This window comes from Variovorax sp. Root434, from assembly GCF_001426595.1.
Taxonomy (GTDB): Bacteria; Pseudomonadota; Gammaproteobacteria; order Burkholderiales; family Burkholderiaceae_C; genus Variovorax.
The window spans coordinates 130,395-145,175 of record NZ_LMEK01000025.1 but is presented as its reverse complement, the minus strand read 5'-3'; the positions used below and the strand labels follow the sequence as shown (position 1 = coordinate 145,175).

The 14,781-nt window shown below is 68.8% G+C and carries 13 protein-coding genes; all 13 read left to right on the top strand.

The window, feature by feature from the left end; all coding sequences use genetic code 11:
• Window position 1: 1 nt before the first annotated feature.
• The 13 genes from ASD05_RS21610 (at window position 2) to ASD05_RS21550 (ending at window position 14,781) form a co-directional block, all read left to right on the top strand.
• On the top strand, window positions 2-715 hold the full coding sequence (locus ASD05_RS21610) for a 4'-phosphopantetheinyl transferase family protein (protein WP_056596956.1): 714 nt from the start codon (window positions 2-4) through the stop codon (window positions 713-715).
• Window positions 712-1,533, top strand: coding sequence for a serine aminopeptidase domain-containing protein (locus tag ASD05_RS21605; protein ID WP_056596952.1), 822 nt, complete (start codon window positions 712-714; stop codon window positions 1,531-1,533). The genes ASD05_RS21610 and ASD05_RS21605 overlap by 4 nt, the downstream gene beginning before the upstream one ends.
• Window positions 1,526-2,455: a hypothetical protein gene (locus tag ASD05_RS21600; RefSeq protein ID WP_200955467.1), complete on the top strand. Its 930-nt coding sequence runs from the start codon at window positions 1,526-1,528 to the stop codon at window positions 2,453-2,455. Before ASD05_RS21605 ends, ASD05_RS21600 begins: the two co-directional genes overlap by 8 nt.
• Window positions 2,456-2,527: 72 nt before the next feature.
• Window positions 2,528-3,751, top strand: coding sequence for a polysaccharide biosynthesis/export family protein (locus tag ASD05_RS21595; protein ID WP_056596948.1), 1,224 nt, complete (start codon window positions 2,528-2,530; stop codon window positions 3,749-3,751).
• 39 nt (window positions 3,752-3,790) lie between these two features.
• Window positions 3,791-6,115 carry a polysaccharide biosynthesis tyrosine autokinase gene (locus ASD05_RS21590; protein ID WP_056596947.1) on the top strand — a complete coding sequence of 775 codons (2,325 nt, stop codon included), beginning with the start codon at window positions 3,791-3,793 and terminating at the stop codon, window positions 6,113-6,115.
• The gene (locus tag ASD05_RS21585; RefSeq protein ID WP_056596946.1) at window positions 6,112-6,816 is read left to right on the top strand and encodes a sugar transferase; all 705 of its coding nucleotides are present in this window, start codon (window positions 6,112-6,114) and stop codon (window positions 6,814-6,816) included. Before ASD05_RS21590 ends, ASD05_RS21585 begins: the two co-directional genes overlap by 4 nt.
• Window positions 6,817-6,871: 55 nt before the next feature.
• Complete coding sequence (locus ASD05_RS21580; protein WP_056596945.1) at window positions 6,872-7,867, top strand: GDP-L-fucose synthase family protein; 996 nt, start codon at window positions 6,872-6,874, stop codon at window positions 7,865-7,867.
• A 43-nt stretch (window positions 7,868-7,910) separates the two neighbouring features.
• Entirely contained in the window at window positions 7,911-9,239 is a 1,329-nt protein-coding gene (locus tag ASD05_RS21575; RefSeq protein ID WP_056596943.1) for a hypothetical protein, read from the top strand.
• Between the two features lie 13 nt (window positions 9,240-9,252).
• Window positions 9,253-10,329, top strand: coding sequence for a glycosyltransferase (locus ASD05_RS21570; RefSeq protein ID WP_056596941.1), 1,077 nt, complete (start codon window positions 9,253-9,255; stop codon window positions 10,327-10,329).
• Entirely contained in the window at window positions 10,326-11,279 is a 954-nt protein-coding gene (locus ASD05_RS21565) for a hypothetical protein (protein WP_157610201.1), read from the top strand. Before ASD05_RS21570 ends, ASD05_RS21565 begins: the two co-directional genes overlap by 4 nt.
• Before the next feature lie 46 nt (window positions 11,280-11,325).
• The gene (locus ASD05_RS21560) at window positions 11,326-12,264 is read left to right on the top strand and encodes a hypothetical protein (protein WP_056596939.1); all 939 of its coding nucleotides are present in this window, start codon (window positions 11,326-11,328) and stop codon (window positions 12,262-12,264) included.
• Between the two features lie 13 nt (window positions 12,265-12,277).
• On the top strand, window positions 12,278-13,537 hold the full coding sequence (locus tag ASD05_RS21555; RefSeq protein WP_056596938.1) for a polysaccharide biosynthesis protein: 1,260 nt from the start codon (window positions 12,278-12,280) through the stop codon (window positions 13,535-13,537).
• Window positions 13,534-14,781, top strand: a complete 1,248-nt coding sequence (locus ASD05_RS21550; RefSeq protein ID WP_056596936.1) for a glycosyltransferase WbuB — start codon at window positions 13,534-13,536, stop codon at window positions 14,779-14,781. Before ASD05_RS21555 ends, ASD05_RS21550 begins: the two co-directional genes overlap by 4 nt.

Here is a 14,781-nt window from a genome sequence, read left to right as displayed (position 1 = left end):
CATGGACAACTCCGACTACGCACTTTCCATCGACGCGCCGATCTGCCGGTATGTCGACCTGGACAGCTTCCCTGCGCTTCCTCCCGCGCAGATCCTGTCGGAGGAGGAGTGCGCGCGCGCCGCCGGCTTGCGGTTTCCCATCGACCGCCAGCGTTTCGTGGCCGCGCACGTCGCCCTGCGGCAAGCGCTCTGCGAGTACACCGGCCTGCACCACGCTGCACTGCACCTGGCCACCGGCTCGTTCGGCAAGCCCTCGCTGTCGGGCCATACGCGCACCCAGTTCTCGCTGAGCCACAGCCAGGGCCTGGCGCTGTTGGCCATCGGCGGGCGCGGCCCTTTGGGCGCCGACGTCGAACTGCTGCGCTCGGTGCCCGACGCGGCGGTGCTTGCGGCGGAATATTTCACGCAGCGCGAACAGGAAGCGCTCGCCGCCCTGCCCGCGCACGAACGCGACAAGGCCTTCCTGACTTGCTGGACTCGCAAGGAAGCCTGCCTGAAGGCCATTGGCGTCGGCCTGCTGGTGTCGTCGCAGAGCTTCGAGGTGGGCATTGAGCCGGACTGCCGAAGCGTCGAGCTGCTGGTGGCCGGCCGCATCCTATGGCTGGTTCTGGGGCCGGCGCCCGCGCGGCTCGACTGCGTGGGCTCGCTCGCCGAATGGCGCCAGACCGAGGCCCGCGCCAGCCGTTCGGGGCAGCTGCTGGAGGCGCATGCATGACTCGTTTCGCGCCACTCATGTTCGGGCCCGCCTCACGCCAAATCTTCGGCGTGTTCCATCCGGCCGAGGAAGACCGGGCCGAGAACACCGCCGTGCTCCTGTGTCCACCGTTCGGGCAGGAGGGCCTGCGCACCCATCGCTTCTTCAAGGTGCTGGCCGAGCGCCTCTCGCGCAACGGCATCGCCACGCTGCGCTTCGATTTCTACGGCTCGGGCGATTCGCCGGGCGACGAGAACGAGGGCGAATTCGACGGCTGGCGCCGCGACCTGTGCTCGGCGCACGAGGAACTGCGCCGTCGCGCGCCGGGCGCAGCCATCGTGTGGGTCGGCGCGCGGCTCGGCGCCACCCTGGCCGTGCTGGCCGCGCGCGGCGGACGCTGCGACCCTGTGCGGCTGGTGCTGTGGGAGCCGGTGATCGACGGGCGCCGCTATGCGCGGCTGCTGCGGGAACAGCACGTGACCGCCATCGACACCACCTTCTGCATCCCCGACCGGGCCTGGCACCGCAGCTTGGCGCAGGAGCCCGATGCGGTGCCCGAGGAAGCCCTCGGCACGGTGCTCTCGCCCGCGCTGCGCGCGCAGCTGGCGGCGCTGGTTCCCGAATCGCTGCCGCTCACGGCGCTGCACGACACGCTGGTGCTGGCCGAGCCGGACGACGAACGCACCGCGCAGTGGGCCGCCGACCAGCAGTCGCGCCACATGCCGGTTCGCCTTGCGTACTTCCGGCACCAGCTCGACTGGACCTCCGACCCCTACCCCAACAGCGCGATGGTTCCCGCCGACGCGCTCAACCGCCTCCAGGGGGCTCTCCATGAATGACGCGACACAGACACCGGTTTGCTTCGGCCCCGGCGACGCGCTGATGGGCATGCTCACCGGGCCCGCGCAGCAGGCGCCGGGCGACGTGGCCTGCCTCATGTTCAACATGGGCGCCAACCACCGCGTCGGGCCGCGCCGCATCAACGTGAAGCTGGCGCATGTGCTGGCCGCGCGCGGCGTGAGCAGCCTGCGCTTCGACCTGGGCGGCATCGGCGACAGCGATGCGCTCGACACTTCGCCCGACCTTCAGGCCCGTGCCGTGCACAGCCTGCAGGCCGCCATGGACGCCTGCGAACGCATGCTGGGCGCCCGGCAGTTCGTGATCGTCGGCATGTGCTCGGGTGTCGAACATGCGATGTTGGCAGCCGCGGCCGACCCGCGCGTGGTGGCGCTTTCGCTGTTCGATGGCTTCGCCTTCCCGGAGCGGCGCGCCCGCTGGGAGCGCAACGTGCGCCGCGCGCTGGCCGCGCCCGCGCACCCGTCCTTCCCCGGCAAGGCCAAACGCTGGCTCCAGCGCCACTTCCTGCCCAGCCATTCGACGACGCCGCTGCCGGGCTTCTTCGCGGAGAAGCGCACACCCGAGGTCAATGCGGCCTGGTTCGGCGCCACCCTCCGGCGCCTCGTCGAACGCAAGGTGGCGGTGCAGTTGCTGTATTCGGGGTCGCTGCACGTCTGCGACCACGGCCGCGACCAGCTCGGAGCCTTCGCCCGCCAGCCCTTCACGCAGGCGCTGCAGTACGAATTCATCGCCGAAGCCGACCACACCGTCTGCACGGAACAGGGACAGAGGTTGTTCCTCCAGTCCGTCGGCGACTGGGTCGCCGAGCGCTGCTTCGGCGCAAGCACCGAGCGCCGCAACCAGAACCGCCCGATGGCGGCTGGCGCCGATCGGGCCATGCCCGCCACCTGGGCCGCGCCCTGACGCGCGGCCCAGCTCCTTTCACCCAGTCGTTCCCCATCCACCCACCGTCAACCGGCCGTCAAGGAGATCACCATGCAACGCCCCGATCCAGCGACGCAGACACGCGGCACACGCGCCCTTCCAGCCAGAGCCCGCGCCCTGGCACCGGCACAGGTCGATGCCCGGCTGCGATGGCTGGGCCTGTGCCTGCTGCTGTCGCTGGGACTGGTCCTGCTCTCCGGCTGCGCGCCGGGCTTCGGCGGCGTGGGACCGCTCGGCTTCACCAGCACCACGGGCGACAGCACCGCCTCGGCCGACAGCGGCAAGGTCATTCCGATCACGCCCGACCTGATCCGCTCGCAGATGGCGCAAAGGCCCAAGACCACGCCCGACGGCATGAAGCGCCTGCTGGCCGCGCCGCCGGTCTACACCATCGGGCCCGGAGACGTGGTCGGCATCATCGTCTACAACCACCCGGAACTGCTGCCCAACGCCGGCGCGGTGATCGCGCAGCAGACCGACCCGACCGGCGTTGCCGTAGCGCCCGGCTTCATCGTCGACGCCAAGGGTGAGATCAGCTTTCCGTTCATCGGGCGCGTCAAGCTGCAGGGCCTGACCGAAAGCGGCGCGTCCGAGCTGGTCGCGCGGCGCATCGGCACCTACATCAAGGAGCCGCAGGTCTCGGTGCGCATCCAGTCGTTCCGCAGCCAGCGCGCCTACGTGCAGGGCGAGGTGCGCACGCCCGGCCTGCAGATCTTCACCGACGTGCCGATGACGCTGGCCGAAGCCATTGGCCGCGCCGGCAGTTTCACGCAGAGCGGCGACCGCTCGCGGGTCACGCTGACGCGCGGCGGCGTCTCGACGGTGATCGACCTGCCGATGCTCCAGTCCATGGGCCTGGACGGCAACAGCATCGCGCTGCGCAACGGCGACGTGGTGAATGTCGGCTCCCGCGACGACAGCCGGGTCTTCGTGATGGGCGAGGTGCGCGGCCCCGGCGCGCTGCTGATGCGCAACAACGGCCGCCTGAGCCTCAACGAAGCGCTGGGCGATGCCGGCGGCCCCGACTTGCTGTCGGCCAGCACGGGGCAGATCTACGTGGTGCGCAACGCGCCCGACAACCTCGACACGCAGCAGATCTTCAACCTCAACGCGAGGAACCCGGCAGCGCTGGCGCTGGCCGACCGCTTCGAGCTGCAGCCGCGCGACGTGGTCTACGTCGACCACGTGCCGCTGGTCACCTGGAACCGCGTCATCAGCCTGATCCTGCCGTCTGCCCAGGTCGTCAACCTCGGCCGCGATACCGCCCGCCGGTAAGCACGCAGCCTCGCCCCGCAACACGAAAAGGTGAACCCCATGAACGCGCGCTGGCAACCTTCGCTTCCCGCACCTGCGGCCTCCCCCATGACGGTGATCGAGACCACGGCCTGGCCCCGGGAGTCCCGGTTCCACGAGTACCTCGACGTCCTGATCGACAGCCGCTGGCTGATTGCCTCCATCGCCGCGCTGGCGCTGCTGGTGGGCGTGGGCTACGCGCTGTTCGGCCCGCGCATGTACGAGGCCAACATCCTGATCCAGGTGGAAGACCCCGACCGCTCGGGCGGCAACTTTCCCGGTGACTCCAACGGCGGCGGGGGCATCAGCGTGAAGACGCCGACCGCCGGCGAGACCGAGATCCTGAGGTCGCGCATGGTGCTGGGACAGGCGATGGAGAACACGCGGCTGTACATCAGCGCGAAGCCGCGCTACATACCGGTGGTGGGCGAGTTCATCGCTCGGCATTCGAGCCAGCTCTCCAGCCCCGGCGTGTTCGGATATGGCAATTTCGTCTCGGGCACCGAGCGGATCGCCGTCGCGCAGATGGATGTGCCGAGCGCGTTCGAGGGCAAGAAGTTCACGCTGATCGCGGGCAGCGACGGCAACTACACGCTGACCAACCCGGACCTGGACACACCGCTGAAGGGCACGGCCGGCGTGCCGCTGGAGGCCTCCGTGCCCGGCGGCACCCTGCACCTGCTGGTGGGCTCCTTCGAAGCCCGGCCCGGCGGCGCCTTCGAGCTGGTGCGCTACTCGAAGCAGCTCACCCTGCTGGGCCTTCAGAAAGACCTGCGCGTGGTCGAGAAAGGCAAGCAGTCCGGCGTGATCGACGTCAGCCTGCAGGCCCCGAACCGCGCCCAGCTGGCCGACGTGCTCAACGAGATCTCGCGCCTCTACCTGCGCCAGAACATCGACCAGAAGACGGTGCAGGCCGAGCGCGCGCTGGCCTTCCTGGGCACCGAGCTGCCCAAGTTCAAGCAGCAGCTGGAGCAGTCGGAAGACGCCTACAACCAGTACCGCAACCAGAACGGCACCATCAGCCTGGACGACGAGGCCCGCAATGCCCTGTCGCAGAACGTGGACCTGCAGGCCAAGCTGCTCGATGCGAAGCAGAAGCGGCTGGACCTGGCAAGCCGCTTCACCGCCGCGCACCCCGACCTGAAGACGCTGGACGCGCAGATCGCCTCGCTCAAGAAGGAGCTCGGTTCGGTTGACGGCCGCATCCGCCGCATGCCCATGCTGCAGCAGAACTCGCTGCGCATGCAGCGCGACATCAAGGTCAACACCGACCTCTACGCCACACTGCTGAACAGCTCGCTGCAGATGCGGCTGGCCAAGGAAGGCAAGGTCGCCAACGTGCGCGTGCTCGACCTGGCGCTGCTGGCCGAGAAGCCGGTACGGCCGAAGCCGCTGATCGTCGTCGCGCTGGCGCTGGCGGGCGGCCTGTTCCTCGGCGGCGCCGCAGCGATGGCGCGCAAGAACCTGAAGCGCTCCATCGGCAAACCCGAGGACATCGAGGCCGTTACCGGCCTGCAGGTGTACACCTCGATCCCGATGAGCAGCCAGCAGCGCGTGCTCGACCGCGCCGTTCGCAAGGGCAAGCCCGGCATCAAGGTGCTGGCGGCGCTGCATGTGGAAGACCCTGCGCTCGAGGGCCTGCGCCGGCTGCGCACCGCGCTGAAGTTCGTGATGATGGGCGCGCCCAATAACCGGGTGCTGATTTCGAGCGCCACGGCGGGTGCAGGCAAGACCTTCGTGTCGTCGAACTTCGCCACGCTGCTGGCCACATCGGGCCAGCGCGTGCTGCTGATCGACGCCGACCTGCGCCGCGGCAAGCTGAGCCAGGAGTTCGGCCTGCAGAGCAAGGAGGGCCTGGCCGACGTCATCGCCGGCGGCGTGCCGCTCGAGGACGCCATTCACCAACATGTGCTGCCGCACCTGGATGTGTTGGCCGCGGGCACCCTGCATCCGGACCCCGCCTCCATGATGACCAGCGACACCTTCGCGCACATGCTGTCTACGCTGTCCGCGCGCTACGACGTCGTGGTCGTCGATGGTCCTCCCGCCCTGCTCGCGTCCGAGACCGCCGCGATGGCACCGAGCATGGGCACGGTGCTGCTCGTGGCCCGCGCCGGCGAGAGCGAGCTCGGCGAGCTGGTGGAAAGCGCCAAGCGGCTGGCCCACGTGGGCGCGGCCTTCCACGGCGCGGTGTTCAACGCGGTCGACACCTCGAAGCGCCACTACCGCAGCTACAGCTACGGCTACTACGGCTATGCCCCGACCCGCCGCGAACCCACCTACGCGCTGGAAACGGCCGACACCGTCATGCCCAAGCGCATCCACCCGGAGCACGCAGAATCATGAACACGCTGCGATCGACATCCTCCACCGGGCGAGGCGCCGGTGGCACGGCGGCCAACACGGCCGCGTACGGGCCGCTGGGCGGCACGCCATCGCTGCGCCGCGCCAAGCGTGCGGCCGACATCCTGATGGCCGGCTCGTTCTTCCTGTTCTTCGGCTGGGCCTACGCGCTCATCTGGCTGGGCGTGCTCTACACCTCGGGCGGCCCGGCCATCTACATGCAGCCGCGCTACGGCAAGGACGGCCGCGTCTTCAAGTTCTACAAGTTCCGCTCGATGGTGGCCAATGCCGACGCGGTGCTGGCGCGCCACCTGCGCGACAACGAGGCCGCGCGGCGCGAATGGGCCATGTACCAGAAGCTGCAGAACGACCCGCGCATCACCCGCTTCGGTGCCTTCCTTCGCAAGTACAGCATCGACGAGTTCCCGCAGTTCTGGAACGTGCTCAAGGGCGACATGAGCATGGTGGGCCCGCGCCCCTGCATGTTCGCGCAGAAGGACCTGTACGGCGAGTACTGGGGCCACTACCGCGCCGTGCGCCCGGGCATCACGGGCCTGTGGCAGATCAGCGGGCGCAACGAGATCAGCTACCGCCGGCGCGCGGCGATGGACGCGGAATACGTGGCCCACCTGTCGCTGTGGCGCGACTTCGTGATCCTGCTGAAAACCTTCGGCGTGGTCGCCGGCGCGCGCGGGTCCCGGTAGCCGGCTTCGATTTTGTCTGGCCTCGAACTTCATCAACCCCTTCACGAAAGCTCATATGCGAATCTTTGTTGCAGGTCATCGCGGCTTGGTGGGTCAGGCGACGGCAAGGCGGCTGCGCGAACTGGGCCACGACGTGGTGACACGAACCCACAGCGAACTCGACCTCCTCGACCAGGCGGCAGTGGCCCGTTTCTTCGCGACGGAGCAGATCGACCAGGTCTACCTGGCAGCCGCCAAGGTCGGCGGCATCCACGCCAACATGACCTACCCCGCGCAGTTCATCTACGAGAACCTGACGATCGCCACCAACGTCACGCACCAGGCCTTCGTGTCGGGCGTGAAGCGGCTGCTGTTCCTCGGCTCCAGCTGCATCTATCCGCGCATGGCCGAGCAGCCGATCCGCGAGGAGTATCTGCTCAACGGCAAGCTCGAACCCACCAACGAGCCCTATGCGATCGCCAAGATCGCAGGCCTCAAGCTGTGCGAGAGCTACAACCGCCAGTACGGGGCCAGCCACGGCATCGACTACCGCAGCGTGATGCCGACCAACCTGTACGGCCCCGGCGACAACTACCACCTGGAGAACAGCCACGTGGTGCCGGCGCTGATCCAGCGCTTCCACCTGGCCAAGATCAGCAATGCGCCCAGCGTGCTGATCTGGGGCAGCGGGCGCGCGCGGCGCGAGTTCCTCTACGTCGATGACATGGTCGAAGGCTGCCTCGAGGTGATGAACCTGTCGCGTGCCGACTACGACCGGCAGACCGACGCGATGCGCGGGCACATCAACCTCGGCACCGGCGAAGACGTGTCGATCGCCGAGCTCACCGAGCTGATCAGCCAAGTCGTGGGCTACACCGGCAGCATCCGTTACGACCTCGCGCAGCCCGATGGCGCGCCGAGAAAGCTGCTGGACGTGTCGCGCGCCGCCAGCTTCGGCTGGCACGCGACCGTGCCGCTGGCAGAGGGGCTTCGCCGCACCTACGCCGACTACCAGAAGGCGCCCCGGCCACTCGAGGAAAGCAACCCGGTCCAGGCGCACGTGCACGCCTGAACCGTTCCAACCCATCCATCGACCCACCCACGGCAGGCCCGCCATGCGAACCCTCTCCTTCTGGTCCGGCATCGTCTGCGCCATGCTGTGCGGCCTGGTCGATCCGGTGTGGGGCTATGCGGCGGTGTTCGCGCTGTCGCTGATCCAACTCTCGATGTTGGGTTCCTCCGGCGGCAGCGTGTTCCTGCTGATCCACTACGCGACGATCCTCACCTACTTCTCGATCGCGCCGGCGATGCAGATCTCGCAGGACGTCGAGTTCTGGGAGGCAGGCGTCATGCGCACGGACGCGTACACCCAGGCGCTGATGCTCCTGTTGCTGTACATGGCCGGCGTGGAGGCCGCGCGGCTGGGCGTGCCCGACGCGCCCGAGCACCTGCCGGGGGGCCACGACCGGCGACTGGTCGGCGTGGCCCACCCTCTTCTTCTGTTGCTGAGTTGCTCGCTGGCCGCCTTCGCCTCGCTGTTCATCAAGCCCGAGCTCAACTTCGTGGCGCGCGGCGTCGTGGGCGGTGCCGGCGGCGGCGAAGACAACGTGCCGATCGACTACATCTTCTATTCCACGCTGCCCAAGCTGGTGGTTCTGCTGTGCTTCGTGGCGCTGGCCATCCACGCGGTGCGCCGCCGCACGCTGTGGTCCTGGTGCGCGGCGGGCCTGGCGTTCGGCCTGGCGATGGCCGCGGCCAATCCGGTGAACACGGCGCGGCAGGTCCTGCTGGTCGGGCTGCTGCCGCTGCTCATCCATGGGATGGGGCGCGGCCGGCGCTGGCTGCTCGCTGGGGTGATCTTCGGTTCCATCGCCGGCCTGGGCCCGGTGCTGAACCTGATCTCGCGCGGCAGCATGTGGGGCGAGGAGCTCACGACCTTCCCGTTCAGCCAGGACTTCGACGCCATGTTCGTTGTCGCGGGCATCCTGGAGCGCGCGCCCATTCCGGACCTCGGCTGGGGCCGCTACCTGCTCTCGGCGTTCTCCTTCTTCCTGCCGCGTGACCTGAAGATGTTTCCCGACTTCGACCCGCTCGGCTGGTCGGCCATCCTCGGCAACTTCTCCCAGAGCAACCTGTCGCTGCCGCCCTTCACCACGGCGTATTTCGACTTCGGCCTGGCGGGGCCGGCGCTGTTCGGCTTTGCGATCTCGGCGGGCTTTCGCATGGTCGACCGCGCCGTCGATCCGAACCGGCCGCTGTCAGGCGCCTACCTGTCGGCGCTGGTGCTGCTTGCGGCCTACGTGCCGTTCATGCGCGGCCCGATCCTGGGCTGGGGCCCGTTCGCGGCTTCGGGCCTGATCGCCGCTCTCATTGCCGGCGCCCTGAGTTCCCGCGCCCGCCGCCCGCTGCCGCGCGCCGTGCGGCATGGCCTTCCGAGCGCATGAGAGGGGCATCGCCATGGCCACCTACCTCTACTACGACACCGTGCGCCTCAACAAAGCGGCCGGCGGCGTGCTCAACGTGTCCGAGGTGCTGCTGCGCCACATGCGGCTGTCTCAGGACGACCGGGTCGAGCCGGTCAGCGAGCGGCATCCGCGCCTGTTCGCCCTGGCGCAGCGCCTGAAGATCAGCCGCTTCATCCTCGACACGCTGCTCTACAACTTCCACTGCCTGCGCACGCTGTTGACGGGGGAGCGGCTGTACTCGTTCTTTCCCAACTACTTCCTGCCGTTCACGCTTTTCGGGCGGCACCGCAATTCGATCGTCATCGTCCACGACCTGCAGTACAAGGCCTATCCGCAGTACTTCAAGCGCAGCAAGCGCCTCTTCCTGGACTGGAGCCTGTGGCGCGCGGCACGCAGCGCGGCGGACGTGGTCTTCATCAGCCGCAGCAGCCAGCGCGACTTCGAGCGCCACTTCGGCCACTGCGAGCATTCGACGGTCATCTTCAACCCGGTGGACGCGCCCCGGGTCGCCGCGGCGCCCGCCGCGATGCCGAACGAGCGCTACCTCATCGCGGCCTACCACTACTACCCGCACAAGAACTTCGGCGGCATCCTCACGCTGTTCGAGCGCATGAGGCGCGCCGGCCTCGTCGACTACCTCGACATCACCGGCAACGGCGCGGCCGAGGTCGAGCGCATGGTGGCCGCGCTGGCGCCCGAGGTGCGCGGCTTCGTGCGGCACCGGGGGCTGGTGTCGCGCGAGGAACTGCTGCGGCTCTACCAGGGCGCCACCGCTTTCATCTCGCTGTCCACCTTCGAGGGCTTCAACCTCTCGGCGGCCGAGGCGGCGACGCTGGGCGTGCCGCTGCTGCTGTCGGACATTCCGGTGCACCGCGAGTTGTTCGAGGGCTACGGCTTCTTCGTGGGGAGCGCTTCCAGCGACCCCTTCCGGCTCGCCAAGCACCTCGCCCAACACGAGCGCACGCATCCGGTGTGGGCGCATGCCGCCGCCTGCGCGCCCGCCACCATCGCGGGGCGCTACCTGATGCTCAAGCGCGGCACGCTGTCGCTCGCCAGGGCCATGCCATGACGAAGCGGCCGCTGCGCGCCATGCGATTTCTCGCGGCGCTGCTGTTGTTCCAGCTGGCGGCGCTGCCGCTGGCCGGCCATGCGCAGCCTGTGGGCAGTCCGGTGCCGGGCTTCGGCGTGATGGTGCATTACCTGCCCGACAAGCAGTCGATCGGCGAGATCGGGCGCTTCGACGTCGAGGCCTTCGCGTCGGCTCTGGCGGACATGCGCGCCTCGCACCTGATCCTGACGCTCGGGCAGAACAACGGCCAGTACATCGCGCCCAATGCCGCGCTCGAAGTGCTCTGCCCGGCCAGCGCAGGCAATCGTTCGCCGCGCGACCTGCCGATGGAGATCGGCCAGGCGCTTCGCAGCCGCGGCATTGCGCTGATCCTGTACCTGCCGTTCCGCGCGCCGCAAGGCGACCGCGCGCTGATGGAATGCCTGGGCGACGTGTCCGAGCAGGAGCCACCGCCCGCGCGCTTCATCGCCGCCTGGTCGAGCGTGATCCGCGACTGGTCGGAACGCTACGGGTCGCTCCTGAGCGGCTGGTGGTTCGACGGCACCTACAACACGAAGGGCATCACGCCTGCCGGCTGGGAGCTGCTGTGCAGCGCAGCCCGCGCGGGCGGGGTCAACCGCTGGCTGGCCTTCAACGCGGGAGAAGGCGCCGAGCGCTTCAGCGCGAAATCGGCGCCCTGCCAGAACCTGATGGCCGGCGAGTACATGCAGCCGCCTGCGCGTCTGTCGGCGCCGCCGTCGGAGCTGGCGCTGCACGTGCTCACGCCGCTGACTGCCTCGTGGGGCCGCGAGGCGCCGGCGCGCTTCTCGGCCACGCAGCTGCGCAACTGGATCTCGGAAGCGGCCGCCGCGCGCGGCCTCTTCACGCTGGACATGCCCATCGACGCCACCGGCCGTTTTCTTCCCGCGCATGTCGCGCTGATGAAGAGCGTCACGGCGCGTACCCCCTGAATTCAACGAGTGCTGTCACATCCCTTCAACCCTCAAAACAAGAGCCATGAACCCATCCTTGCCCTTCATCGTCGTGGAAGACCGCCAGAACAAGACCCTCGCGCTATGCCGCGAATCGGCCGCGCTGGCCGGCGAGCCGCTTCTCGTGCTCTCGAGCACCGACGCCGGCCCGGCCTACGAACGCTTCTGCCGGTCGTACGTGCATCTGTCGAGCAACTCGCCCGAGTTCGAGAAGATCTGCTTCCGGCGCTACTTTCTTCTAGCGCAGTTTCTGGAATCCAACCCGGAGGTGCGCGAGTTCACGCTGATCGACAGCGACGTGCTGCTCTTCCAGGGGGCCGGGCCGCATGTCGCCCGGCTCGTGGGCAAGGCCGATTTCTCGGGTTCCTGCATGCAGACCTCGGACGGCTGGAACCACTGCCAGATCTCGCCGCACGTGAGCTACTGGACCGCGAACGGCCTGCGCCGCTTCGTGGCCTACGTGCTCGACTGCTACGCCTCCCCGTCGGGGCGCAGGAAGCTGCGCGAGATTGCCGCGCGCTTTGCCGCGCGGGGCGTGCGCGGCGGCGTGTCGGACATGACACTGCTCTACCTCTGGGCCCACGCCACGGGCAACGACGCGCCCATCAACCGCGTGCTCAACGGCACCGTCATCGACCACAACATCAACGGCATGCACAACCAGCTGCAGCGGGAGTTCAAGGTGCTGGGCGGCGCCAAGCGCATCGCGTACCGAGAGGGCAAGGCCTGGCTGACGAGCACCACCGGCGAAATGACGCGCGTGGTGGCACTGCACTTCCAGGGCAGCGCCAAGATGGCCATGCCCTACGCACTGCGCGGCCACACGTACACCGTGGCGGGCGTGACCTTTGCGCTGCAGATGGCACGCCGCGCCAGGAACAGCGCGTTTCGGGCCGCGGCGTTCGCGCGCCGGCTGTTCGACCCACGCCGCGCGCCCCGCGCCTCGGCCACCAAGCAACCGTGAACCGGTCCGCGCCATGAAGCACTTCAGCCCGCAACTCGCACTACCCGGCGCCCGCATGGCCTGGCTTTCGGGCGTGGGCGCGCTGGCCTCGCGGCTGTATGTGTACCTGTCGGGTTTCCTGGCCATCTTCCTGATGGCGGCGAGCATTTCCCCGGCGCGCTTCGGCGAGTACTCCATCTACCAGTCGGTCATGGAAGTGGCGCTGGTGGTGGGCACGCTGGGCAGCTCGCTGCTGTTCTCGCGCAATGCGGCCACCGTGCCGCCGGGCGTCACGCGCGGCGACGTGGTGCGTACGCTGGCCATCGGGCTGCCGCTGGCCGCGGTGCTGGCGACCGTGATCCTCACGGTGCAGCACATGCCGGTGGGGGACGCGCCCTTCCTGCTCGTGATTGCCACGCTGGCGGTCTTCGCGTTCAACAGCCTGCGCCTCTCGTTCAGCCGCGGCCTCGGCCATGCGGGTCTGCTCAACCTGGAGACCGGCATCCGCTCGACCATCCTGGTCGCCGGCGTGAGCCTCTGCGTGGCGGTGCGCTTCGAGCTGGGCGTGGCGCACCTGCTGCTCATCAACCTGTTCGCCGTGGTGGTGGTGTGCGTGGCCATCGGCCTGCCGGGCAACGGCGCGGCGCCACCGGCCGGGCGGGCTGCGCTCGGGCTGGCGTCGCAGGCCGGCGCAACGGTGTACTCGCTGCTCATGTTCCTGCTGCGCAAGTCGGACCTGCTCATCGTGGCGTACTTCATGCCGCTCGGCTACGTGGGGGCCTTCAAGATCGCCTTCCTGCTGGCCGAGGCACCGTCGCAGTTCGTGCAGGCTTTTCTCATCACGAAGACACCCGCGATGCTGGAGACGGATGCGCACGATTTCTCCGCGGAAAAGCTGCGCCTCGCCAAGTATTCCTTCCTGCTGGGCTGCGGGCTCTTCGTCGGGCTGGCCGCCCTCATCTCGGTGGCCGCTCCGCTGCTCAAGCTGGGCAACGAGGCGCGCTCCATCTTCCTGTGCATTGCGCCGTACTTCCTGCTGCGCACCTACACGATCCATCACGAGATGGTGCTCTCGCTGAAGACCTCGATGGGGTCGCTCGGCCGGTGGGCGCTGCTGGAGGTTGCGCTGCGGCTGGCGTCCTACGTCGCGGTGGCGGCGATGTTCCCGGGCAAGCCGCACTACGTGTTCTTCATCGCCTGTGCGACCGACCTCGCGCTGTACGAAACACGCATGCGCCTGCATTTCGGCTTCTTCCCCCTGCTGCGCCTGCTGGCGCGGAGGCAGGCATCGTGAAGATCCTCCTCTACTCGATGAACTTCGCGCCCGAGCTGGCCGGCATCGGCAAGTACTCGGGCGAGATGGCCGAGTGGCTGCACGTCCGCGGGCACGAGGTGCGGGTGATCGCGTCGCCGCCCTTCTTTCCGCAATGGTCGGTGTTCGAGGGCTACTCGGCGTGGACCTGGCGCAAGACCGGCTGGAACGGTGTCACGGTCTGGCGCGCGCCCACCTGGGTACCGTCGAAGCCCCGTGCGCTGGGGCGCATCGGGCACCTGCTGTCCTTCACGCTGTCGAGCATTCCGCTGCTGCTGGCGCAGCTGCGCTGGAAGCCCGACCTGATGTTCGTCGTGGAGCCGCCCATTTCCTGCACACCGGCCGCCTTGTGCTTTGCGAAGCTGCTCGGCATCCGGTCGTGGCTGCACATCCAGGACTACGAGGTGGACGCGGCATTCGGCCTCGGCTGGGTGCGCGGCGAACGGGTGCGGCGCTTCGCGCTGGCGGCCGAGCGCTGGCTCATGCAGCGGTTCGACCGGGTGTCGAGCATCTCTTCAGCGATGTGCACCAAGGCCCTCGAAAAAGGCGTGGACGAGGCCCGGCTGGTGCTGTTTCCGAACTGGGTCGACGTGGAGGCCGTCCAGCCTGTCGCACGGCCGGCGGTGGCCGAAGGCGTGCCGCCGCAGGGCTATAGGGCCGAGCTGAACATTCCGGCCGACGCGGTGGTGGTGCTCTATGCGGGCAGCCTCGGCAGCAAGCAGGGCATCGAGCTGCTGGCCGAGGCGGCGCGCCTGCTGGTCTGCTCGCACGGCATCCACTTCGTGTTCTGCGGCAACGGACCGAGCCGCGCTTCGCTGATGGACGCCTGCGTCCGGCTGGCCAACACGCATTTTCTCGACCTGCAGCCGGCCGAGCGATTCAACGAACTGCTGGGCATGGCCGACATCCACGTGCTGCCCCAGCGCGCCGATGCCGCGGACCTCGTCATGCCGTCGAAGCTGGGCGGAATGTTCGCGAGCGGCCGCGCCGTGATCGTCACCGCGCACGCCGGCACCGCGCTCAGCGAGGCCGTGTGGGGCCGCGGCGTGGTGGTCGAGCCGGGCGACGCGGCCGCGCTGGCCGATGCCATCGAACAGCTCTCCATGTCGCCCGCGACGCGCGATCTGCTGGGCTCGGCCGGCCGCCGCTTCGCGGAGGAAGAGCTGGACCGCAACACCATCCTGCAGCGCCTCGAAGAGGAACTGCAGCGCTGCATCGCGCGCTGA